The organism is Variovorax sp. 10N432, from assembly GCF_056394465.1.
The window spans coordinates 55643-77846 of the sequence record NZ_JBFTHX010000010.1; the positions used below are offsets into that span (position 1 = coordinate 55643).

General features: G+C 68.0%; 20 protein-coding genes. 10 read left to right on the forward strand and 10 right to left on the reverse strand.

Going from position 1 to position 22204, the window contains the following annotated elements; translation table 11 throughout:
* Window positions 1–42 precede the first annotated feature (42 nt).
* Window positions 43–2322 (reverse strand): AAA family ATPase, encoded by a 2280-nt coding sequence (locus AC1DF3_RS14015; protein WP_478139945.1) that lies wholly within the window; start codon window positions 2320–2322, stop codon window positions 43–45.
* Between the two features lie 147 nt (window positions 2323–2469).
* Between AC1DF3_RS14015 and AC1DF3_RS14020 the strand changes: the two genes are divergently transcribed.
* The 10 genes from AC1DF3_RS14020 to AC1DF3_RS14065 all read left to right on the forward strand — a co-directional run bounded on the left by AC1DF3_RS14020 (window position 2470) and on the right by AC1DF3_RS14065 (window position 12081).
* Window positions 2470–2673: a hypothetical protein gene (locus AC1DF3_RS14020; RefSeq protein WP_478139946.1), complete on the forward strand. Its 204-nt coding sequence runs from the start codon at window positions 2470–2472 to the stop codon at window positions 2671–2673.
* A 54-nt stretch (window positions 2674–2727) separates the two neighbouring features.
* Window positions 2728–3126, forward strand: a complete 399-nt coding sequence (locus tag AC1DF3_RS14025) for a hypothetical protein (protein ID WP_478139947.1) — start codon at window positions 2728–2730, stop codon at window positions 3124–3126.
* Between the two features lie 2 nt (window positions 3127–3128).
* Window positions 3129–3770 (forward strand): hypothetical protein, encoded by a 642-nt coding sequence (locus AC1DF3_RS14030; RefSeq protein WP_478139948.1) that lies wholly within the window; start codon window positions 3129–3131, stop codon window positions 3768–3770.
* Window positions 3764–4225, forward strand: a complete 462-nt coding sequence (locus AC1DF3_RS14035) for a hypothetical protein (protein ID WP_478139949.1) — start codon at window positions 3764–3766, stop codon at window positions 4223–4225. The genes AC1DF3_RS14030 and AC1DF3_RS14035 overlap by 7 nt, the downstream gene beginning before the upstream one ends.
* A 996-nt stretch (window positions 4226–5221) precedes the next feature.
* The gene (locus tag AC1DF3_RS14040) at window positions 5222–6298 is read left to right on the forward strand and encodes a glycosyltransferase family 2 protein (RefSeq protein ID WP_478139950.1); all 1077 of its coding nucleotides are present in this window, start codon (window positions 5222–5224) and stop codon (window positions 6296–6298) included.
* Between the two features lie 277 nt (window positions 6299–6575).
* Window positions 6576–7652 carry a FecR family protein gene (locus AC1DF3_RS14045; RefSeq protein ID WP_478139951.1) on the forward strand — a complete coding sequence of 359 codons (1077 nt, stop codon included), beginning with the start codon at window positions 6576–6578 and terminating at the stop codon, window positions 7650–7652.
* A 57-nt stretch (window positions 7653–7709) separates the two neighbouring features.
* A complete protein-coding gene (locus AC1DF3_RS14050) occupies window positions 7710–8582 on the forward strand; it encodes a Tll0287-like domain-containing protein (protein ID WP_286532833.1) in 873 nt (290 codons plus the stop codon).
* A 13-nt stretch (window positions 8583–8595) separates the two neighbouring features.
* On the forward strand, window positions 8596–10101 hold the full coding sequence (locus AC1DF3_RS14055; protein WP_478139952.1) for a serine/threonine-protein kinase: 1506 nt from the start codon (window positions 8596–8598) through the stop codon (window positions 10099–10101).
* A gap of 16 nt (window positions 10102–10117) precedes the next feature.
* The gene (gene tagH, locus AC1DF3_RS14060; RefSeq protein WP_478139953.1) at window positions 10118–11359 is read left to right on the forward strand and encodes a type VI secretion system-associated FHA domain protein TagH; all 1242 of its coding nucleotides are present in this window, start codon (window positions 10118–10120) and stop codon (window positions 11357–11359) included.
* A complete protein-coding gene (locus AC1DF3_RS14065) occupies window positions 11341–12081 on the forward strand; it encodes a PP2C family protein-serine/threonine phosphatase (protein WP_478139954.1) in 741 nt (246 codons plus the stop codon). The genes tagH and AC1DF3_RS14065 overlap by 19 nt, the downstream gene beginning before the upstream one ends.
* Here the strand turns inward: AC1DF3_RS14065 and tagF are convergent.
* The 9 genes from tagF to AC1DF3_RS14110 form a co-directional block, all read right to left on the reverse strand.
* The gene (gene tagF / locus AC1DF3_RS14070) at window positions 12045–12632 is read right to left on the reverse strand and encodes a type VI secretion system-associated protein TagF (RefSeq protein ID WP_478139955.1); all 588 of its coding nucleotides are present in this window, start codon (window positions 12630–12632) and stop codon (window positions 12045–12047) included. The two genes, AC1DF3_RS14065 and tagF, sit on opposite strands and share 37 nt — an antisense overlap.
* Window positions 12626–15958 carry a type VI secretion system membrane subunit TssM gene (gene tssM / locus AC1DF3_RS14075; protein ID WP_478139956.1) on the reverse strand — a complete coding sequence of 1111 codons (3333 nt, stop codon included), beginning with the start codon at window positions 15956–15958 and terminating at the stop codon, window positions 12626–12628. Before tssM ends, tagF begins: the two co-directional genes overlap by 7 nt.
* Window positions 15955–17025, reverse strand: coding sequence for a DotU/TssL family secretion system protein (locus AC1DF3_RS14080; RefSeq protein ID WP_286532845.1), 1071 nt, complete (start codon window positions 17023–17025; stop codon window positions 15955–15957). Before AC1DF3_RS14080 ends, tssM begins: the two co-directional genes overlap by 4 nt.
* Window positions 17025–18347, reverse strand: a complete 1323-nt coding sequence (gene tssJ, locus AC1DF3_RS14085) for a type VI secretion system lipoprotein TssJ (protein WP_478139957.1) — start codon at window positions 18345–18347, stop codon at window positions 17025–17027. The genes AC1DF3_RS14080 and tssJ overlap by 1 nt, the downstream gene beginning before the upstream one ends.
* A gap of 14 nt (window positions 18348–18361) precedes the next feature.
* Window positions 18362–18973 carry an OmpA family protein gene (locus tag AC1DF3_RS14090; RefSeq protein WP_286532850.1) on the reverse strand — a complete coding sequence of 204 codons (612 nt, stop codon included), beginning with the start codon at window positions 18971–18973 and terminating at the stop codon, window positions 18362–18364.
* Between the two features lie 63 nt (window positions 18974–19036).
* Window positions 19037–19771, reverse strand: coding sequence for a GIN domain-containing protein (locus tag AC1DF3_RS14095; protein ID WP_478139958.1), 735 nt, complete (start codon window positions 19769–19771; stop codon window positions 19037–19039).
* A 31-nt stretch (window positions 19772–19802) separates the two neighbouring features.
* The gene (locus tag AC1DF3_RS14100; protein WP_478139959.1) at window positions 19803–20222 is read right to left on the reverse strand and encodes a hypothetical protein; all 420 of its coding nucleotides are present in this window, start codon (window positions 20220–20222) and stop codon (window positions 19803–19805) included.
* Window positions 20206–21801 carry a DUF4384 domain-containing protein gene (locus AC1DF3_RS14105; protein ID WP_478139960.1) on the reverse strand — a complete coding sequence of 532 codons (1596 nt, stop codon included), beginning with the start codon at window positions 21799–21801 and terminating at the stop codon, window positions 20206–20208. The genes AC1DF3_RS14100 and AC1DF3_RS14105 overlap by 17 nt, the downstream gene beginning before the upstream one ends.
* A gap of 27 nt (window positions 21802–21828) precedes the next feature.
* Window positions 21829–22152, reverse strand: coding sequence for a hypothetical protein (locus AC1DF3_RS14110; RefSeq protein WP_478139961.1), 324 nt, complete (start codon window positions 22150–22152; stop codon window positions 21829–21831).
* Window positions 22153–22204 lie beyond the last annotated feature (52 nt).

Here is a 22204-nt window from a genome sequence, read left to right on the forward strand (position 1 = left end):
CAAGCGTTCGGGTGGAGGAACGTTGCCTGCGCGCCAACTGCTTCACAGGAAGCCTATTCCACCGCGGGCGGCGCCCGGCTTGGTCGCGTGTTCCGCCTCCAGTTCATCCAGCCAGCCGGCGGCATCCGGCTGCAGCTGGAGGGCGCGCACACGGCGCACTACGTTGGCGAAGTCGCCGGGCGTCAGTTCGTCCAACCTGTCTAGCCTGGCGCCGGCCTGTGTGTCCAGCGGGGGCAGCTCGGTGGTGTCCGCACCATCCCAGCCCAGCGCGCTTTCGCAAAAGAGTGCATGTCGTTGGGCGATCGACAGCGCTTGTAGCTCCAACCGGTACTCGAAGCGGCGAAGCAGCGCTGCATCCAGGTGGCCGCGGAAGTTGGTCGCGCAGACGAACACTCCGCGGAACGCCTCCACCTGGCGCAGAAACTCGGAGGTGACCGCCAGCTCCGCGCGGTGACCGCTGCCCTCGCGCGCGCCCAGCAGCGTGTCGGCCTCGTCCAGGAACAGCACCTCGCCGTCAGCATCGCACTCCTCGAACAGGCGTGCCACGTTGCGCTCGCTTTCGCCGAACCACATCGAGTTGATGTCCGACGCGGTGCGATACACCAGTTCGCGTCCGAGCCGACGCGCCACTTCGGCCGCAAGCTGGGTCTTGCCGGTGCCGGGCGGCCCGCTCAGGAGCAGCCGGCCACGGCCTGTGCGCTCCAGCCCCCCGATCACAGCCTCCGGAGTGACCAAGCCCGAAGTGTTCAGGTAGCGCAGGTCGAAGCGGGTCGAGCGCTCCGGCACGCTCGCCTGGATTCGCGAGCCCAGCGCCTTGAGCATGTCACCCAGCATGATGCGCACGCCATCGTCGGCCTGACCACGCGGCAACTGCGCAAGCCGCGTGAAGCGCGCCGCCGAGGCGACCATGGCCGGCGAAACCTTGGTTTGGGCTGCCACTACGTCCACGAGCGCCGACGAGCAACCTACCGGCTCCAGGTGCGCGCGCGCCACCGCTTCGCGCACACGCCGCGGCGTAGATGGGAATTCCAGGCAGTAGGTGAAGCGCCGTACGTAGGCGGGGTCCAAGTGGTCGATGCGGTTGCTGATCCAGATGACCGGCCGGGCGTTGCTCTCGAGGAGGTTGTTGACCCAGGACTTGCTTTCGTCCTTGTGACCGAACATCCGGCCGAAGGGGTTGTTGTACTCGCCCTGGAAGATGTCCTCTGCCTCGTCCAGCACCACGATGCTGCGCCCGACTGGCGCGAATACCTGCGTCAGCAGCAAGCTGGCTAAGCGCTCCTCTCGCGAGGCCGGGTCGCCGTCGGCGTCCATGTCGCGCACGCTGAAGCCAAGCGCACCGGTGCGCTCGATCAGGCGGGCGGCGAACTGCGTCTTGCCGGTGCCCGGGCCACCGTAAAGGAGGATGTTGATTCCGGACTCGCGTGCGGCCAGTGCCTGTGCCAGCAGTGGCTGCAGCATTCGCGCGCGGTCTTCTAGGTGAGGCCACTGCAGCTGCCCGCCCTGTGATGAGTGCATTTGCTGAAGCACCAGCGCCGCCATCGCTTCCAATGAATTCGCGCGCGAGGCAAGCAGCCGCATGCCCATGCGCGACAGCCGCAGCAGGTCCTCCAAGTCACATGGTTGCAGGAATGCTTTGGGATCTAGCAGGCCACTGCGCAGCAGGGGCGAGCCGCGCCGGACCATGGTGCGCACCTCCTGCTCGCCCAGGCCGCCCAGCGCGGCCTGCAGGCCACGCAGCAAGCGTGCGTGGCCGCTGACCGACGTGAATGGCGCCGAGCCGATGGTGCTGGCGTGCACCGCGGCAGCCAGCGCGAGGAAGTCGCGCTCGGCGGGTGCCAGCTGCAGCAGGTTGCAGAGCAGTTCCAGGTTGGTGTCGTGCGGCATGCGAGAGGCGGCCACAAGGGCGTCTAGATCGGCCTGCAGGTCCTGGAGAATTTGGCGGTACGTGCTGCTGCCCTCCACGATGGCCTGGCCGATGGCTTCGAGCACGTTGTTGGCCGGCGGCACGACCGGCAGGGCGCATCGGCTCGCGCGGTGAGATGCGATCCATTCGGACACATCGTCCGCCTCGTTGCTGCTCGCGCGGCGGTGCCGGCGGCCTGTCGGCGGAGTCGCGGCCATGGCCTGCAGCAGGGCGGCGCGCTGCTGGCGCAGCACGGGCCAGAGTGTGCGAGCCACGTCGGCATGGTCCGAGTCGCCCACATGCACGCTGCTATAGATGCGCACCAGCGCGCGGCAGACCCGCAGATTGGCGACGTCTTCTGACCGCCGCGAACTCGGGCGCCATTCGGTGTTCCTAAATCCCAAGTGCATCTCCATCGAATCCAAAGTGGAGAGTGTCGGCACCGATGCGACAACACGTGTCGCAGCCGTCACCGGGATCTACGGGGATGCAGCATGCGCACATGCGACACACGTTGTCGCATGCGTTCCTAGTATCGGCTGCTTCCAAGCAAGGAGCAGAGCATGAGTACTGAGACCATCAAGGATGTGCACTACCGCATCGTGGGCTACATCGAGACGCGTGCCGATCGCACACAGGTCGCGAAGGACGCGCATTACAGGATCGTGGGCTACTTCGACCCGAGGCGAAACGAAACAAAGGATGCCCACTATCGACTGGTGGGGCGCGGGAACTTTCTGTCTTCTCTGATCACCGCGGCGCATTGATTGCTGATGAAGCGTGCATCTCGGGCGACTAACCCGTGTTCATGGAGTGACCCGATGCTGTGGATCCTTCTCGGCCTGTTCGCACTCGTGTGCCTGAATCGATGGCGACTCACCGTCTTGTGCATTGCCTCCGCCGTGGTCTCGGTGCTTCTCATGGTGTTCGCCTTCCTTATGGCATCGCTGATGCTATTCCTGTATCGTCCTGACGTTCTGCGCGCATGGACCTTGCCGCACCTGTGGTGGGACGACCTCCTGGCGCAGGACAGTTTGCTGGTGCTCTTCGCCGGCGCTCCCTTCCTCGTGGTTGCGGACGTCCTGCGAGCGGTGCTGCACATCCTGTTCCGTCATCCGCATCCACTGCTCTGGACCTGCATGATCTCGGCAGGCGTGCTGGTGGTTCGTCTGTGGTTGAATGCTGCGGCTGCCGTCGCGGCGCGCTCTTCTGAAGACTGACCATGCCCCTTTTTCGCTGTGCTTCCGACGCCGAGTTTGCAGGCGTGAATCTGCCGCGCCCGACCCCGCGTACGCCAGGTAACGTGCCCTATGTCGTAGATAACATCTGGGAGTGGTTGCGGCCGCCCTCCATGCCGTCGCGCCGTTTTGCCATCTATGCCAGTCCCAGTGTCCAGCTCGCCCGGGCGGGCGCAGCGGCGCCTGGTCGCGACATAAGCGCCTTGCGCGTCGGCCGCGTGGTCGCCGTGGGGGCAATACATGCGGTGCAGTGCCCTCAGCAAGATGCACGTGACCATCCGGATGTGCGCGCGATTCCTGAATCAATCCTGAAGTATCTTGGAAGCGCCTGGCCGGCGCTTCCCCCTGAAGCGAAGCTGCCGCTTGGCTTGCTTTTCCTGCCAGGCCTGGGCGCGAGCGAGGTCAACGGTTTCCTCACGAAGGATCCCGTGCTTGCCGCGGCGCTGCATTCCGCCAGCACCTTCTGGTCTGACGTGCGCCCTGTCTCGGTGGAGGATCTGCTCCAGTTCCAGGACGGTGAGGTCTTCTTCTCGGCCTCCGAGGGTTATCGGCTCGAAGAGTGGAACGTGGAGCAGCCGGTGCCTGACCAAAATGCGAAACTCCCCACGGACCACGATCTATGTTGAACGATCCGCCTGAAGGCAGTTGCCCTGATTTCGCCTCTGTCGTCAGGGCTGCTCTGCAAGTGAGCAGTTCCTCGCAAGGGCCCGGCGTGCGTGGCCAATTTCTTCGCGACCTGGACCGTGTCCGCAGGAACCGGGTCTCCAAAATTGACATCCTGGACATGGAAGTGGTGTTTCGCGACGCGCGATCTCCGGTGCTCGGTGTCGGCATTGCCTCAGGCGACGGCAGGTCACTGAGGGCTGCGGAGCAAGTCGTGCGGGCAACCGGCGGCAGATGCGCCGCTCACACACTGATCGTTGTCGCGTTTGCGCCGGGCGACATGCGAAATAGCGAGGGCAAGATGGCAGCCAGACCTATCTATCAGCGTATGGACACGGACTGCTTCGTGTGCGTCGGAGTCATCGAGGACGAGCAGCTTGAGCGCGGCACGATTCGAGTGAGCGCTCTCATTGGCTAGCACCCACATCCGCACCCCGGCAACCGCAGAAAGCACCGCGCTGCCATTGCACACGAGGTCTTTCAGCTTTCGCACCGGTGCGCTCCTTCCGGGACAGAAGCCGGTCGACCTGGTGCAGAAGGTCGCCGATTGCGTCCCGACTGATTCGGGGCGTACTGTGGTCGCCACTGACTAGGGCGTCGTGCTAGAGGACACCCCTGCCTCGCGCTGAGCATCACGGGCCATTCTTCGCTCGCGACCGAATCGGTGGTCGACGAATGGAAAGTCGTCGCTTGCGCAGGAGCTAAAGGCGGGGCTCGAGGGGAACGGGTAGGGCGCCCGGAGCACAGCTGCATCATCGTGCTTTGAGATGATTGGGATCCAGGGCTAACCTCCGAAGTAGGGCCCTCAAGATCCGGCCCGGTTGGTTGATAGGATGTGGAAGCTGCCAAAGTTTCCGGACTCGGTGCACGCAGGCCATAAAAACATGCGGCGAAGGATGTAGCCAGGACGCTACACTCGCCGAGCGTTTTTTGGCGACGTTCGAACCTGATGCAGACGTTTTGCCAGCAAGTCACCAATGGATTCACGACCGGGGAACAAGCCGGGGAACAAAAAATTTCCCGAAGTCAAAAAAGCCAGAATTCATGCGCCTTCCAGGCGATCATTAGGTCGGTTTCACACCCAAAATCGTTAGATAGATCAACGGGTTACGCTCACAAGGCGTGACCCGTTTCTCTTTGCGCGTGACAAATTCGGGGTGTCCGTGACAAACCCGGCCCGAATCAGCCCTTTCCACGCCCCCCAACGCGCGGAACGACAAGGAGTTGAGACTCACTTGCAAGCCCGTTCCTACTGCGTTTGTCGGCTTGCACCGAATCGCTCCTCACCAACAAAGCGCGAAGGTAGTCACCCGAGTCCTTCTTCCAGACTCTTCAAAGAGGTGAAATCATGACGAGCACCATCGGCGGAAACCAAGAGCGCAACGACTGAGCGCTTGCGCGTCGCGCTGTTGCCATGCCCGTATTCATCCCCGAGCCGCGAAACCTGCCTGAGCTTCCGCCGAGCCCCAAGGTCAGCATCGCGATCACCTCGTACAACTACGGCAGCTTCCTGGCCGAGTGCCTGGACAGTTGTCTGGCCCAGACGGTGCGCGCCGACGAGATCGTGGTCGTCGACGACGGATCGACCGACGACACCCAGCGGATCCTGCAGGACTACATGGCGCGCTTCCCGAGCGTCATCGGCATCCACCAGGTCAATCGCGGCATCGTCGGCGCAACCAACACGGCGCTGACGAATTGCACTGGCGATGTAGTCCTCCTTCTCGATGCCGACGACATTCTGCTTCCTCAACGGGTCGAAAAGGTCGTGCGCGCCTTGCGCGAGACCATCGACGGGCATCGGCCGGGGTGGGTGCACCACTATCTGCTGCGCTTCACGCGCGAGCAACCCGAACTGGGGCCGGTGCCGCGCTACGCCGACGCGGCGCCACAAGGCCTGCTCGCTGCCCAGGTGCTCGCCGCCGGCGACAGCCCGGTGGCCACCCCCACCTCCGGGCTCGCCTTCAGGCGCGAACTGCTTGCGGCGATGCTGCCCTTGGACGATGGGCGCCATATGCTGCAGGACCTGCAGCTGCGCACCGGCGCCGCGCTGTTGAGTCCGCTCGCCTGGATTCCCGAGCCGCTGACGCGCTATCGGATCCACGCGACGAACAGAACGGCGGGCCTGATGGTGAATGTCGATCAGATCGGCCGCGCGCGCCGGGGCCATGCCGACCTCGACGCCTGGGTCAGGCGGGTGCTGGACAGGCACCAGCCGGGCCTCACCTCGTCCTTGCCGCCGCTGGACCAGCAGCCAGGCTATCTGTGGTTGTGCTACCTGCACCGCTGGCTGTCCGGGGAACGACGTGACTACGGCCTTCTGCACAAGGTGCTGAAGCACCCGGCCACGCGCCGCGCGTCGAGCCAGCTGCGCCTTTACTACTACAGCGGCCTGGTCTTGCCGAGGCGCGAGTTCGTTGCCTTTTCGGACCTTCTGTTTGGATTCAGCCCCATCAAGTCCTTCCTGCGCAAGGCACTGGGCCGGGCTTGAGCCGGTGGACCTGCCGTCGCCGGCCCTGGTAGAGGATGCCGCGGCAACCCGCTCGTTGCGAGTGGGCCCTCGATGCCTGTGGCCCTTCATCGCGCGACATCGATACGTCGCTTTTGCAGGCACTCCGCGGCACCGTTCGGCCTCCTGGTCGGAAATTGGCTGGCCCGGACATGCCGTGTCCGAACGTGCTGCGCGCTCGCCGGCCCGGAAAAAGACGGACACGGCGCGGGGGACTGAGTAATATCTAAGTTGTAAATTTGTCTTGCAGCTAGGAACCATGATGCTCGACGCCAGCGGAGTCACGTCTTTACGGCTCGCAAGGGTCTTGTTTGGGTTCCTGCTGCTGTGCGTCGCGAGCCTGTTCGCGTCGCCATTTGCTTGTGCGCAAGCCACCGGCGCCTCGCCGGCCCCGGCGCGATCCGGCAGCATCGTCGGCATCGTCGAAGGCGAGGTCTCGCTGATCCGCCAGACCACGCGCTACGCGCTCGCCGAGGGCGTGTTGTTGAATGACCAGGACATCATCGAGACGGCGCCCGGCGCATTCGCCCAGATCGAGCTTCCCGGGGGCGTCCTCGTCGGCATCGGTGAATCCACGCGGCTGATGCTGGCGCCTCGCGTCGGCAAGGGGCTGACGGCGCCGCCGCTTTATCTGCTCGAGGGCTGGCTCAAGACCACCGCCCCCGGCGCCTTCGGCTACATCGGCCCCGGCGTCGAGGTGGCGACGCAGGCCGGCGCTGCCGTCATCCACACCAAGGGGGCGCAGTACGAGTTGTTCGTCGAATCCGGCTCCGCCAGGCTGACGCTGCGCGACGGCTCGCAGACGGTCATGCAACTGGCCGGCGGCGACTTCGCACAGCGGCGCGAAGGCACCACGCCAACGGTCGGGCAGCGTGCCACGCCCGAGTTCGTGAGCAAGGTGCCGAGCCAGTTTCGCGATCAACTGCCCGCGCGTGGCGAGCAGCGCGCCAAGCGCAACGTCGCACCCAAGGCGCGCGGCGAAATCAGCTACGCCGATGTGGCCGCCTGGCTGCGCACCGAACCGGCGCTGCGACTGCCGCTGCTGCCGCTGTGGCAGTCGCGTGCGGCCGACCCGGACTTCCGGGCCGGGGCCAAGGCCGATCTGGCGCAACACCCCGAGTGGGAGCGCTATGCCGACCCCGAGGGGTATGCGCGCCGCCTGGCCGAAGAGGCCGAGCGTCGCCGGGCGCGGGAGGCCGCGGCCGCAGCGGCACGGGCCCGGGCGGCTGCCGCTGCTGCTGCTGCCGCCGCCGCCGCTGCCGCCGCAACCGCACCCGCGCCTGGATCCATCCCCGCAGCCTCGGGCACCAGCACCGGGCGCGGCACGTCTCAGTGAACCGTTCCCTGGCGTGGCGCAACCCAGCGACTACCACGACCAGGACTGGAGAATTTCATGAGCCTTCTACTCAAGTTCAATCTGATCTTTCTGGTTGTCTTCGTCACGGGCGTGGCCGGCACGGGCAAGATTTCCTACGACCTGCTGCAAGGCAACGCCAAGCAGGAAGTGCTCAACCATGCGCGCCTGACCATGGAAAAGGCGATGGCGGTACGCGCCTACACCAATGACCAGATCCGCCCGTTGCTCGAAACGCAGATGAAGTACACCTTCCTGCCCCAGACCGTGCCGGCCTATTCCGCCACTGAAGTCCTGGCGACACTGGCCAAGAGCTTCCCGGACTACACCTACAAGGAAGCGACCCTGAATCCGACCAACCCGCGCGATCGGGCCGTCGATTGGGAAGCCGACATCGTGAATCGCTTTCGCACCCAGGCCGATCAGAAGGAGTTCATTGGCGAGCGCGAGTCGGGTACCGGGCGGGCGCTCTACATCGCACGCCCGATCCGTATCACGAACGCCGCCTGCCTGAGCTGCCACAGCACGGTCGAGGCGGCGCCGCGCACGGTGATCGAGAAGTACGGGCCGGCCAACGGCTTCGGCTGGCATTTGAACGAGGTGATCGGCGCGCAGGTCGTTTCGGTGCCGATGTCGGTGCCGCTGGCGCGCGCCGAACAGACGTTCAAGATCTTCATGACTTCGCTTGTCGGCATTTTCCTGGCCATCGGCATCGTGTTGAACGTGATGCTCTACCTGCTCGTGATCCGGCCGGTGACGGCGCTGTCGAGGGTGGCCAACCGGGTCAGCCTGGGCGAACCCGATGTGCCGGAGTTCGCGACGGATGGTCGTGACGAGATCGGGACCCTGGCGAAATCGTTCACGCGCATGCGCCGCAGCCTCGATCAGGCCATCAAGATGATCGATTCCTGAGGCCCGTACCCGCATGTCGCCGCCCACCCACGTCGGTCCGTACCCGCTCCGCGGCGTGATCGGCTCGGGCGGGATGGGCATCGTGTACCTGGCGCACGATCCGGCGATCGATCGTGCGGTGGCGATCAAGACGATTCACCGCCGCCTGCTCGAATCGGGGGGCGACGACATGAGCGTGGCGGCGCGCTTTCGGGTGGAAGCCAAGGCGGCGGGGCGGCTGACCCACCGCAACATCGTCTCGATCTACCAGTTCGGCGAAGACAACGACTTCGCCTACATCGTGATGGAGTACGTCGCCGGACGCAACCTGCGCGACTATGTCCAGCCACCGCGCAAGCTCGAGGTGCCGCAGGTGCTGTGCGTGATGATGCAACTGCTCGACGGCTTGCACTATGCGCACGAGCGCGGCATCGTGCACCGGGACATCAAGCCGGCGAATCTGCTGATTGCCGATGATGGGCGCCTGAAGATCACCGATTTCGGCATCGCGCGAACCGAATCATCGAATCTGACCCGCGCCAATTCGGTCGTCGGGTCCCCCGGCTACATCGCGCCCGAGCAGTACACCAACCGCGAGATCGACCGCCGCGTCGATGTCTTCTCGGCGGGCGTGCTGCTCTATCGAATGCTGAGCGGGACGACGCCATTCGTCGGCACGGACGACGCGATCATGTACAAGATCGTCTACGAGCCTCACAAGCCGCTGAGCGAAGTGACGAACGACGCCAGCCTCAAGCCGTTCGATGCGGTGCTGGACCGCGCGCTGGCCAAGGATCCGGCGCAGCGCTATCCGAACGCGATGGCGATGCGATCGGCGCTGCAGGCGCTCGCCACCGAGACCTTGCCGGAGGTGCTGCCGGCCGACATCGTGTTGGCGCCTGTCGTCGAGAGCCTCGAGCCGAGCCTGCCCGTCCCGACGCTGCGCCACCTGTCCGACATGCCCGGGCCGAGCGCGCCGATCGTGCCGACGGTGCCCGACACGGAGCGGAACGCCGCGGCGCACCCGAAGTCGCTGCCCGTCACCGTCCCGCCTTCGATTCCCACTCCCACCGGATGGGACACCGCCGCGCTGGCCGAGGTCGAGCGCGAACTGGCCCAGCACGTGGGCGCGGTGGCGCGCGTGATGGTGCGCCGCGCCGCGCGTGGGTTGTCCACGCTGGCGGAAGTGCGCCATGCCGTCGCCAGCGCTATCACCGACATCGAAGCGCGCGAGCGCTTCCTGGCCAGGGCCGGCGTGCCGCCAACCCAGAGTGCGGTGTCGGCAGGACGAGGCTCTGGTTCCCAGGTCTCGAGAGCGGAGGGCGCGGCATCGAGCGGCGTGCCCATGCGCGAAGGCGATGTCGACAAGGCGGCCGCTGCACTCCTTTCCTCGCTCGGGCCGATTGCGCGGGTGGTCGCGAAGCGCTGCGCCGCGAAATCGAACACCCGCGAGCAGTTCGTTGCCAGCGTCATGGAACAGCTCGCGCCCACCGTCGATGCCCGCCGTGTGCAGGCCGACTTGTGGCGAGCCCTGGGTTGATCCGAACGGGCCCACCGTGATCGCGCTGCATGTCATGCGCCGCCCCGGCGCCACCGAGCCCGATGCGACGGCGCTTCCGCTTTCTCCGGAGGGCATCATCATCGGCCGCGCTCCCGAATGCGACCTGGTGCTGGCCGATCCGCTGCGCGGGGTGTCGCGCCAACACGCGCAAGTCGTCATGGCCGGCCAGGACGTGCTCGTGCGCTGCATCAGCGTCACCACCCCCTTGTGGGTGAACGACACGCAGCTCGCCCCGGGTGACCAACTGGGCCTGTCGGTCGGCGACTGCCTGCGCATCGGCGGGTTCGAGCTCGCTGTCGAGTGCATTGCGGCGCCGGCGGCTCCGCGGGCGCGTCTGGATCGCTGGTTCGACCTGGACGGCGCGCTCGATCCGCTCGCCGCGCAATCGCCGCTGCCGGCCCTGGCGCCGGCGCCCGAAGCGGCATCGGCGCCCGAGGCGGTGTCAGCGAGCGCGGTGGTGTCCTGGAAGACGGATCCGCTGGTCGTGCGGACCGGCACGCCGGTGATGCACAGCGCGCCCTCGTTGCCACCGCCTTCGGCGGAGCTGCCGCGGCCCGCCAGCGCAGCGGCTGCCGCATCGACCGCGCCCGCGGGCGGATCGCCGGATCTGGCCGAGCTTGCAGCGGCGTTCGGTCGCGGCGCCGAACTGGGCTGCGCCCAGGTGCCGCCGTTGACGCCGGAGTTGATGGAACACCTGGGCGCACTGCTGCGGGCAACCGCCGAGGGCACGCTCGCGCTGCTGAAAAGCCGCGCGGTCGCGAAACGCCACATGCGCGCCGAGGGCACGGTGATCGCGCCGCGTCAGAACAATCCCCTGAAGTTCTCGCCGGACGCGACCGAAGCCTTGACCCGGATGCTGCAGCGTGTCCCGAGCCCCGGCTTTCTCGACCCCGTGGCGGCGCTGCGCGATGCGAATCGGGACCTGCTGGTCCACCAGGTGGCGATGGTCGCCGGCATGCGCGCGGCGGTGTTCGAGCTCTTCTCCCGCCTGGGGCCCGAGGCCGCCGAGAACGCGGAAGGACCGCCGCGCGATCTTCTTGCGCGCCTTCCCAAGCGCCGCGCCGCGGCCCTCTGGGAGCGCCATCGGCTGCAGCACGCCCACCTGCTCGCGCACCTGGATGACGACTTCGAGACCATCTTCGGACGGGAATTCCTGCGCGCCTACGAAGCCCAGTCGCGCGTGAACGCCGATGCCGATGTCCCACCGCCGGAGCCGCCATGGCCCAACGCGCGTTGAACTACTCGGTCGCCGCGCTGTCGCGAACCGGGCGGCGCGAGTCCAACGAAGACGCCTTCGGCTATTGGCAGGGCGCTGACGCCCTTGTCGCCGTCCTGTGCGACGGTGCGGGTGGACACGGCGGCGGCCAGACGGCCTCGCGCGCGGCCGTGACGCATGTGCTCGAAGCCTTCGCGCTTCGACCCGAGGTCAGCCCGATCGCGCTGAAGCGCCTTGTCCAGGGGGCCAACGACGCGGTGGTCGCGCAGCAGGTCGCGGGCACGACCACGGCCGACATGCGCACCACCATCGTCGTGCTGCTGATCGACCTGCGCAGTGGCGCGGCGATCTGGGCCCATGCCGGCGACTCGCGGCTGTACCGATGGCATGACGCCCGGTTGCTCGGGCGCACGCGCGATCAAAGCCTCGCGCAGAGCTTGCGCGATGCCGGGCTGAACGCGAGCGACGCCGCCCCGGGGCAGCTGACTTCGGCGCTCGGCTCGCCCGAAGGCTTCGACGTCGAGATCCTGGAAACGCCGCAGCTGCTCGCTGCCCGCGACGCCCTGCTGCTGTGCAGCGACGGCCTCTGGTCGGCGTTCGACGATCTGGCGATGGAGCGCAGCCTGGCCGGCTGCAGCGGCATCCAGGCCTGGCTCGATCGACTCGAAGCGGGTGTGCGGCGAGCCGATCGCAGCGACCAGGACAACTATTCCGCGCTCGCGATCTGGTGCGAGCCGGGTTGAACACCGAGCAGTTCGAGCAGAAGTGCCGGCTCCGGCGGCCAGGCCGCGGGCCGCGCAACGACATCGTGTGCGGCGGCGAGCGGCCACCAGAGGCTGGCCGGCGCCGGCGGCCAGGTCGCGGCCGGTTTGAAGTCCTGCTCCGGACGGGGCGGCAAGGCGGCGATCGCGGCCTCGAGCGCCTCGGGCCCTTGTGCGGCTGCGTCGAGCAGCGACGCGAGCCGTGCGGCGCCTTCGCCCGGCGAGGGCGGGGTGTTGAAGCGTTCGGCCAGCGTCAGCGGAAAGGCGCGTCCGACACGATCGTGCGACGCCGTGAAGATTCCGCACCAGATCTCGCCGGACGTCGGCAGCGCCAGATAGCGCCACGGCGCGAAGGTGCTCAGGCGTTCACGCAGCGCGGCGGCGCCCAGCGTCGTCGCGGCGAGGGCGAGGCCGCGTTGCAGCCATCCATCCCAGTCGCTGCGCCAGCGTGCGGGCAGGCCGCGGCCGACGAAGTCGCCACGCGCGGGCAACTTTCCGTACCAGGAGACGCGACGCGAGGGCGACTTCACCATGATGCCTCCGGGCAATGAAAACGTGCCAGTTCCCGGAGGGTCCAGACATCGGCGTCTGGTGTCCCGGCTGCGCTCGCCTCGACGTCGAGGGTGCGGGTGTCGACGACGAAGCTCAGCTGCGCCGGCGCGCCGTGCTCGCCCTTCCAGTCGCCGCGCAGCAGCACCCGGAGCCAGGCGAACGCACCTTCATGGACTTCGGCGCCGACGCCGGTCGGGCCGGGCGGCAGCACGCGCAGCAGCACTTTTTGCGTCGAGGCCGGTCCGGGCCAGACCAGTTCCTTGGTGCGTGGCGGGCCGTTCTCGAAGCGCAAGAGCTGGCCATCGACATCGATGCTGAACTGCAGCAACTCGGCATCCATGTGCCGTGGCGTGATGCGCAGTTTGAGCTCGGGCAGCGGCGCACCCTGGGGAAAGAACAGGCTGCCGATGGCCGCCGCCCGCTCGAATGCGTCCGAATTGCTCGAGGCACTCGAATCGGCCCCTGCGCTGCGCGCCTTCCACGGCCGGGTCGACGTGTCGACTCTTTCGGTCAACTGGTTGCGCCGGAATTCGTCGAACAGGCCACCGGGTCCGAACAGGCGCGCGAAGTCGGACGGCGCCATGTCCCGCGTCGCGGTGGCACTGAACGGAAAGCGCTCGCGCGTCAACGTACTGCAGGCCTGCGCGAGTTCGACCAGCGCGGCGTCGAAGCCCGGCTTGGCGCGGCCGCGCGAGCGGATCAAGGTCCCGAGGTCGGCATAGAGCCTGCGCAGCGGCGCTGGCGCAGCGGCCGCCTCGGTGCGCAAGGTCGCGTCGAGTTCGGCGCGTCGGGTCTCGTCGCGCTTGCCGGCGACCAGGGCGTGAAGGCGGTCGAGCGTTTGCGGTCCGGGACCGGCCGCGTAGTCGCCGAGCGCACCGAAGCGTGCCCGCAGCGTGCCATCGAAGGCGCTCTCGGCGGCGCTTGCGCCTTGTGAGGTCGCGCTGAAGTCGTCGGCCAGGCGTGTCAGGAGGCGGCGCAGCGGCGAATCGGGCGCCGTGAGTTCAGTGGCCTGGCGCGAGGCATCCATTGCGTCACTGCCGGGTGCCAGCACAAGGGCATCGAGTTGGCGCGACCAGGTGGCGATCACGCGTTCGGCCTGGCGCTTGCCGACCTGGGTGGCGATTTCGTCGCGCCAGGCGCGGTCCTTCTGCAGGCGTCGCACTTCGCCGCCGGTGTCGCCGAGCACCCAGTCCGCCTCGTTCGCGAGTTCGTCGAAGGTCGTCTCGAGCGCTGGCGCCAGATTGCGCCGCCAGTCGCTGGCGCTCGAATGCGCCGGCATCGGCCCGGCGCTCGACGCCGCGAACAGAAGGGCACTGGCCGCGCCGAGGCGCGTCGGCATATCCTGCGGCGGCTCGGGATCGGGAACGCGTCGCAGCAGGCGTTCGTGCACGCGTTGCGCCAGCGGCAGCGCCGCGAGGGCGCTGCGCGCCGCGCCCACGCCGGCGTCGTCGGGGCGCATGGCCTCGGGCAGCCCGCTGCGTTCGAGCAGGTTCCCGGCATGGCGCGCCACCTCGCCACGCTCGCCGGCGCCGCTCGCCTGTGCCAGCGTCTGCTCGACCCAGCCGCGCAACTCGCCGCGGTTCAGCCGTGGCGGGTCGGTGAGCATCAGTGCGGTGCGCAGCGCCTCGTAGCGTGTCGCGCTGTCCCCGGCCTCGCGCAGGTCGCGCCGCAATCGCTCGATGAGCAGCGGCGCCAGGCTCCGGTCCAGCATCTCGCGATAGACCTGTTCCGCCGAGCGCGCCAGCCGCGGTCCCTGGAACAGCCCGAAGCCGAAGCCCGCCGGCGGCGCGTCAGGATCGATGCCGTCGTTCGCGGCCAGGTGGTCGAGCACCGAATAGAGCGGCAACACCTGTTCGAGACTGGCCGATTCCAGGGGGCCGATGCGCCGGGTCAACTGCTCGACACGGGTGCGCACGGCGTCGACATAGTCGAGGTTGCGCCGCCAGCTCTGCCACCACAGGGCGGAGGCGGCGAGCAGCGCGGCACCGGCGAAGGCGGCGCCGAACATGCCGAGGCGCCGACGCCGCTGCAGCCGCTGCAGCCGCTGGCCCGCCAGCGGCGCTTCGACGATCACCAGGCGCTTGAGCAGCGCATGCAGGAAGAACGACTTGCCACCGGCATCGGGGCGCGGCAGCGGCTTCAGCGCCAGGCCGTGGCTGCGCGCGAGTTCGCCGATCACCCGGTCGATCGGATTGCCCTCCTGCGTGCCACTCGTCAGCGCGATCGACCGCAGGCGCTGCGCCGGCGCGGCGGCAACGTCGGCGAAGGCCTCGCGCACGAATCCTTCGAGGGGCGCGAGCAGGGTCTTGAACTGTGCCGCGAAGGCGTAGATCGGCAGGCGGCGCTGCGGCATCCGCTCTTGCTGCAGCAACTCGGGCGTGCGTTGCGCCAGGCGCTGCGCGAGGTCGTCGAGGCGTGCGCCGAGATCGGCCGGGAGGCCTGCGACATCGGCGCCGAACACAAGGCCCCAGAGCTGCTCGCGTTGCGCAGCGTCGAGATCGCCGAAAGTCTCGACGAAGCCGGCGAGCAGGTCGGCCTTGGTCACCAGCAGGTAGACCGGAAAGGCGAGATCGAGTTCGCGGCGCAGTTCCGCCAGTCGCGATGCGACGGCTGCCGACTGGCGCGCGAGTTCCGCGCCGCCTTGCAGCAGGTCGGGCACGCTGACGCTGACGATCACGCCGTTGATCGGCTGCACCGGCCGGTGCCGGCGCAGGAGCGCCAGGAACTGCTGCCATTCCCCGGCGTCGGCCACGGCGTCGCTGTCCTGCGTCGTGTAGCGTCCAGCCGTGTCGATGAACACGGCGTCCTCGCTGAACCACCAGTCGCACTGGCGCGTTCCGCCGATACCCGCGAGAGGGTCGCGTCCGAGCTTTTCGGCGAGCGGAAAGCGCAGGCCCGAATGCCATATCGCGGTGGTCTTGCCGCCCCCGGGCGCCCCGATGATGAGGTACCAGGGCAATTGCTGCACCTGTCGCCGGCGCTGCCACCAGCGATGCGCGCCTTGCGCTCCGACACCCTGGCGCAGCAGCGCGAGCGCTTCGCGGAAGCGCTGGCTCAGCTCGACGGTGGCGTCGCCGGATTCGAGGCCCTTCAGCAATTGCTCGTTGCGCCGCCGGGCCAGCCACCCGCGCAGTCCCCGCAGGCCGACCAGCAGGAGCGCCGCCAGCGCCAGCAAGGCCACGCGTGCGCGCGGGCCGTCGAAGGGATGCCAGCTGCCGAAGGCCAGCAGCGGTGCCGCGAACCACAACAAGGCGCCTGCCGCGCCGAGGTTGACGGCGCGTTGCACGAAGCGTGGCGAGGCCGTCATTCCGGGAACAGGACGATCTCGACGCGTCGAAGTGGCGCGCCGGCCGCGGCGTCGACGCGGGCCTCGACCGCCAGCCGCTCATCGCCGAGTTGTGGACGCAGGACGTCGGCGGCGCCGCGCGCCCATTCCATCGCCTGATGCCAGGCCGAGGGCGTGCGCGCCGTCGGGGGATCGCTGCCGTCGGTGTAGCCGACGACGAGCACCTTGCCCGGCATCTTTTTCAGCGCCGAGCCCAGGCGCGTCAACGGGCCGGTGGCGTCGTCAAGCGCGTTGGCGCCGATGACGACCACGCTGCGCAGCGCTTCATCGCGCACCGACAGCCGGCCCGCATCGATGTCGTCGCGCAGGCTCGAGGCCAGCCGCGGCGGCCCCTTCGCGGTGGCCACCACCGGCTGCGCGGCGACGGCGGGTGCCGGTACGAGTCGCTGCAAGGACGCCAGCACGCCGTCGACGCGCGCTGCAAGCTGAAGCTGGCTGGCGGTGTAGATGCCGACGGCAAGCACGCCGAGCAGCAGCACCGCCGGCAACGCGACACGTGACGCCCGCGGTGGGTTGGCCGCAGCGGGCGCGCAGTGCCACGGCGCCACCAGCGCCGGAACCGGGGACGCCTGTTCGAGCGCGAGGTGCACGCGCGTGCGCAGGATTTCATGGTCTCGGCTGTCGGGCGCCATGCCCGCACGCAGCCCGAGACTCAGGCAGGTATGGAAGAGCTCGAGCAGCGCGCGATGCTCGCGCGGCTTTTCGGCCAGCCGCGACAGCAGGCGCAGGAGCTTGTCGCCGCCGTCGGCCTCCCCGTGAAAGCGCTGCAGCAGTCCGCCGGCTCCGGCGCCGAACTGCTCATCGCCCCAGGCGCAGAGCACATAGCTCGCGGCCGCGACGCTGGCCTCATCGACACCTGCGACGCGCGCATTGGCCTCGAAATGGGCCACCGCCGCTGACAGCGTCCGGCGCAATTCGGCCGGATCGACGGGCGCCGAGTCGCGCAGGCGTGACAGCAGGGCAACGAGGGGGAGGGCTTCGACGCGAAGTGCGCGCGCGGCGGCCGGCTCGTCGATGCCGCTGCCCATCACTTGGCCCACCCCAGTTGCAGCCGGCGCGCCTGCGCGTCGAGGCGCGCGCGCGCAAGCGATCCACCCGGCAAGGGCAGGACGGCACGCCACTGAGAGCTCTCGATTTCCCGAAACGCACCGAACACCGCGACGGCACGCGCGTCGCCGCGCAGTTCGAGGTCCAGCTCGCGGGCCTCGCCGGGGCGCAGGAACAGACTCTGGCGCGCAAGCATGTTCGACCCGAGGGTGGCTTCGTCATCGTCGTAGAGGCTGTCGAAGCTCGCCTTCTCGAACCCGCTCGCATCGCTCAGTACATAGACCCGCAGCGCCAACGAGGCCGATGCATCGCGCGCATCGGTGTTCAGGCTGCGTTGCGCCTGCACGAGCAGCTGCAGGTTGCGTTTCGGCCCGGCCAGCGTCGGTGCCGGCGCGGGGTTGAACATGAAATTCACGACCATCGACGTGTTGACCCAGGGGATCTGGCGTTCCTGGGTGTCGCGCAGCACCTTGATGCGAACGGTCTTCATCATCTCCTCGACATCCACCCCCGGGGTCCGCATCTCGGAGGCGAGGTAGCGCGTGTAGATGCTGTTGCCGCCGACCGGGCCGTCCTCGGCGACGCGACCGGGCGCCGCGGAGAAGGCAATGAGGGCACCCGGCGCCGCCATCTCGGCCAGGCCGTTGGCGTTGCGCGAGGCAGCACGGCGTGACGCGAAGGGGTCGTTGCGACAGGCGTCGATGATGAAGATGCGCGCGCGCGGACGCACCCGGTCGACATGCGTGAGCAGCGCCTCCTGCATGTCGATGGCCTCGTCGCGCACTTCGGCCTCGTCGCGCAATGCGATGTCGACCGGCAGCAGGAAGTTGCGCCCGCCGATCTGTATGCCGTGGCCGGCGTAGTAGAAGACCGACGCGACCTGATCGTCGTCCATCCGGCGAGCGAATTCCCGCAGCACGCGCTTGAAGTCGCGGGCATTGAGATTCAGATGCTCGCCGACCTCGAAGTTGAGGCTGCGCAAAGTCTGCGCGACCAGGCGAGCGTCATGCTCGGGATTGTTCAGCGGGATTTCGGGGTACCGGCCGTTGCCGATCACGAGTGCGACACGGCGTTGCCCTGGCGAGTCGACCGGGGCCTGCTGCGCTTGCGCGAGGCCGGCCCGGCTCAAGCCGAAACCGAGGCCAAGGCAGGCGAGCAGGCGACGGCGATTCATGGTGACGGCCGAAAGAATGGATGCTGCGGACCTCGAGGACTCCACGGGCGATCGCATGCCATTCTCGGGCGAGCGCTGCGGCGGCACAAGGGGAGGGCGGGCCGCCGCGATCCGGTCCGCCTCGGGCATTGCGCGGCGAACGCTCAGGCGCCGCGGAACTGCACGCGACGGTTGATGGCCGAGTACGGATCGGTGTCTTCGATCGGCTGGCTGGGGCCGTACCCGACCGTCTTCAGGCGTGCGGCGTCGATGCCGTGTTCGTGAACGAGATAGTCACGCACGGCGCGGGCCCGGTTGCGCGAGAGCTCGAGGTTGTAGGCCGGGCTGCCCTTGGCGTCGGTGTGGCCTTCGACCGTGACGATGCTTCCTGGTGCCAGCAGCTTGATGCCCTTGGCGAGTGCGTCGAGCTGGATCCGTGCGGCCGGAAGGATCTCGGCGGAATCGAAAGCGAACCGTACCGGCAGGGACAGCGCCGAGGCGGGCGCTTTCGAGTCATTGCGCGCGGCACGGGTGGATTCCGAGGGACGTGCCGATGCATTCACCCGGGAGCCCGTCGCCACCGCGGTGGCCTTCGCCGGGGCGGCGGGCGCATCGTCGAGCAGGCGGATCGAACGGGTATTGCCGAGCACGTCCGCCACGTCCTGCGGGAGCACGAGCTGGCCTTCGCGGTAGACCATGACCTTCTCGGCCTTCACGAGGGGGGTGACCAGTGCGGCGGCGATGGCGAGGGCGAGGGTGCTGAGGTAGCGGATCATGGGAGGGCTCCTTGGGTGTGGGGTTCGTCGATGCCCATGGGTTGCGTGCGCCGCCTGCCCGGTTCACTCTTTCTCGACCGAGCCGATGCCGCGGATGGAACGTGTCACCGCCGGGTCGCCGTGGTAGCGCACGTTGCCGACACCGCCAATGCGCACCGCCAGCGTGGTGCTGGCGGCGAGTTGCACTTCACCGTTGCCATCGATGGCCACGTCGGCGCGCTCGCTGGCGAGCCTGGGTGCGGAATAGGTGCCGATGCCGGCGATGGCGAGCTGCTGCGCCGCCACCTTGCCGCCGCCGACGGCGACATCGCCGGCACCGGTGATTCGCACGTCGAGACTGCGCGCGTTGTCCAGGCGCTCGAGGCGGATCGAGCCGCTGCCCGCCAGTACCAGTGCGAGCGTGTCGCTGCGCAGCGGTCCGATGCTGATCTCGCCGGCGGCGCGCGACTCGAAGGCGCGCAAGCTCTGGACGCCGAGTTTCATCCGAATCGGCTGCCTCGTCTCGACCCGACCCGGCCCAAGGCCGATGAGCAGTCGCCGATCGCGGACCTCGGTCGTGATCTTGCGCAGCACCGCAGGCTCGGCCTCCAGGGTCAGCGACTCGCGCAGGCCCTGTTCGATGCGGACGTCGCCGGCGACGGCAAGCACGACCTCGTCGAAGTCGGCGACGCCGCGGGTTTCGGTGGCTGCCCGTGCGGTCCCGGAAGGAGTCGCGGCAAGAAACGCAGCGCAGCTGGCGGCAAGGGCCGCAGCCCGGAGCGACGGCGGTTGCGGGAAGGCTTGGGTGAACCAGTTCATGTCGGGGCTCCAGGTGACGGCGGAATGGGCCTCAGCGCGGCAGCCAGAGGGCGGGCGGGGGCGGGTAGGGGCGCGCCATGCAGGTGGTTCCGCCGAGATCGGCGGTGACGAACAGGGCCCCGCCACGGCGGTCGGTCGCCACCATCCTTGTGCCCTGCCGTGCTTCGGCGCTCAGCGTGACCGGCCCTTCTTCGAACAGCAGCCGGCCGTTCTGCCAGCAGCGGAGCTGGTAGGTGGCGGGTGCCTTGCCGCCCGCTGCCGGCGGCGTTGGCCCCATCGGGGGTGCGACACGGTCGTCGCCACCGATGATGGCCGCGACAGCCGCAGTCGCGCCGCGGGGCCACTGCAGGACGACGCCGGTCACGGCGACGACGGCCACCAGGGAAAGCGCTGCCAGGCGTGCGCCGCGCCGTTCCCGACGATCAGAGAGGAAATCACTTGGCTTGTACATGGAAGTTCTCCTGGGCGAGCGTGCCGCCGCTGGCTTTGTCGAAGGCGGCGCTGATCATCGCGAGCGTGGCGCCGGGCAGGGGTTCGAAGTCGATCCCGACCACCGCCTGGGGCAGCGAGGGCAGCACGTCGCGCGGCGTTGCGAAGCAGGTCACTGTCTCGGGCACGCCCTTCGCATTCATCGAGAGCTGGAAGCGCATCGAGCCGGGCAATGTCAGAGGCTTGGCCGAAGCGATGCGCGAGTCCCGCGTGAACCGGTTGGGGAAGAAGCGGATGACCTTGGCCTCCTCGTCCCGCAGGTAGCAGTAGACGTGGGCATCCTGCGACGGCGCCAGGGAGAGGCTGATCGACTCCCCGGGGGCAAACCGGGTCTGCTGGTTCGGGGCCGAGACGGACAGCTTCAGGGGCGTCGCCGTGGGTGCGGGGGCCGTCGTCGGTGCGGTGGCTTCAGCCGTCCGTGATCCGGGCGGGGTGGCAGGCGTGCCGGGCGCAACGTAGCGTGCCGGTTGTGCCGGGCGCTTGATCTTGCTGTGGTCTGCAGCGAGGAAGGCGCTGAAGAATTTGTCGTCGAGCACTGCCGCGCGGCTCAGGCCGAGCTGCTCGCGATAGTTGGAGATCGCCTCGTCGATGGCAGGATTGAATTCGCCGTCGATCGGGCCGTCGTAGAACCCGCGATGGCGGAGCTGGTTCTGGAAGTAGGCGATCAGCTCGATGCGCGTCGAAGCSATCGCGCTGTACCAATCCAGCAGCTCGAGACGCGTTTCCTCGTTCGCCTTCGGGTCGCTGACGCCCAGGCAGGACCAGTAGGGGGTCTTCGTCAGCTTGCCGATGAGTTCCACCACCGCCAGTTCGACCAGGCCGCGCAGCGCCTGCGAGTTGCCTTCCGAACGTGCCAGGTTCATGCTGTAGTTGATGCCGAACTTCTGGTAGGCGGCATCGCCGTCGATGCCCTTGCCCTGCTTCATGATCACCACGGCATTGCGCGACGTGACCCCCGGCAGCACCCCCATGTCGCTGGTCGACAGCACGCTCAGGTCGAGCGCCAGCATGCTGGTGGACGCGTCTTTGGCAACGCCGAGGTTGAAGTACGGGAAGTAGCCGATGCCCATGTCCTTCTGGTTCTTGATCAGGTTCTCGTCGAACTGCGACACGGAGCCCTTGATGTCGTAGCGCGGAATCGCCTGGTAGACCGCTGTGGTCTGCGCTGCCGACAAGAAGCTGACCACGTTCAATGTGTCCTTGCCGAACGCGACCAGGCGCACCGCGCGGCTGCGCCGCGACATGTCCGACACCGCCGAGATCAGCATGTCACGCGTTCCGGCGTTCAGCTTCTTCGTTTCGTCGTTGATTTCCTCGGTCAGCATCGTCACGTCGTGCACGCCGAAGTCGAGCATCAGCGTGTCCATGCAGCGCAGCGCCTGCGAAAAGCCCGTGATCGAGCGCTGGGGCTTTTGCTCGGGGCCGATGCGGATCTCGGCGGTTTGTTCGATGGTTTGCTGCTTGACCTCGAGCGTCTGGCAGCCGGCGAGTGCCGCGATGGCTGCAAGGGCCAGGAAGCGCACGATACGGGGCGGTTTCATGACATCTCCGTTCTGAGGGATTTCGGGTCACTGGCAACTGCCGCGGCCGACGATGTTGATCGCATTGGGTGCGAACACGAACACCTCGCGCGGAGCGGCTCCGATGCGCCCGCCGGTGTCGATGTTGCCGATGCTCTGGCTCCCGCAGGTGCCCTGGTTCGGGTCCAGGGACTTCCCTTGTTCTTCCGCCTTGCGCTCCTGTGCGCCGATGCGGATCTTCTCCTTCGCGATCTTCGCGCGGAACCGCGAGTCGACCTCCAGCAGTTCCTGCCCCGCGAATGCACTGGCGCATGCGCCCAGCGTGATGGCGACGAGGATGATGCGGGAGGTGCGGGCGAGGGGGGCATTCATGGGGGGTCTCCTTGCTGGAAAGCCGCCAGCGCGGTTGGCGCTGGCGGATGAG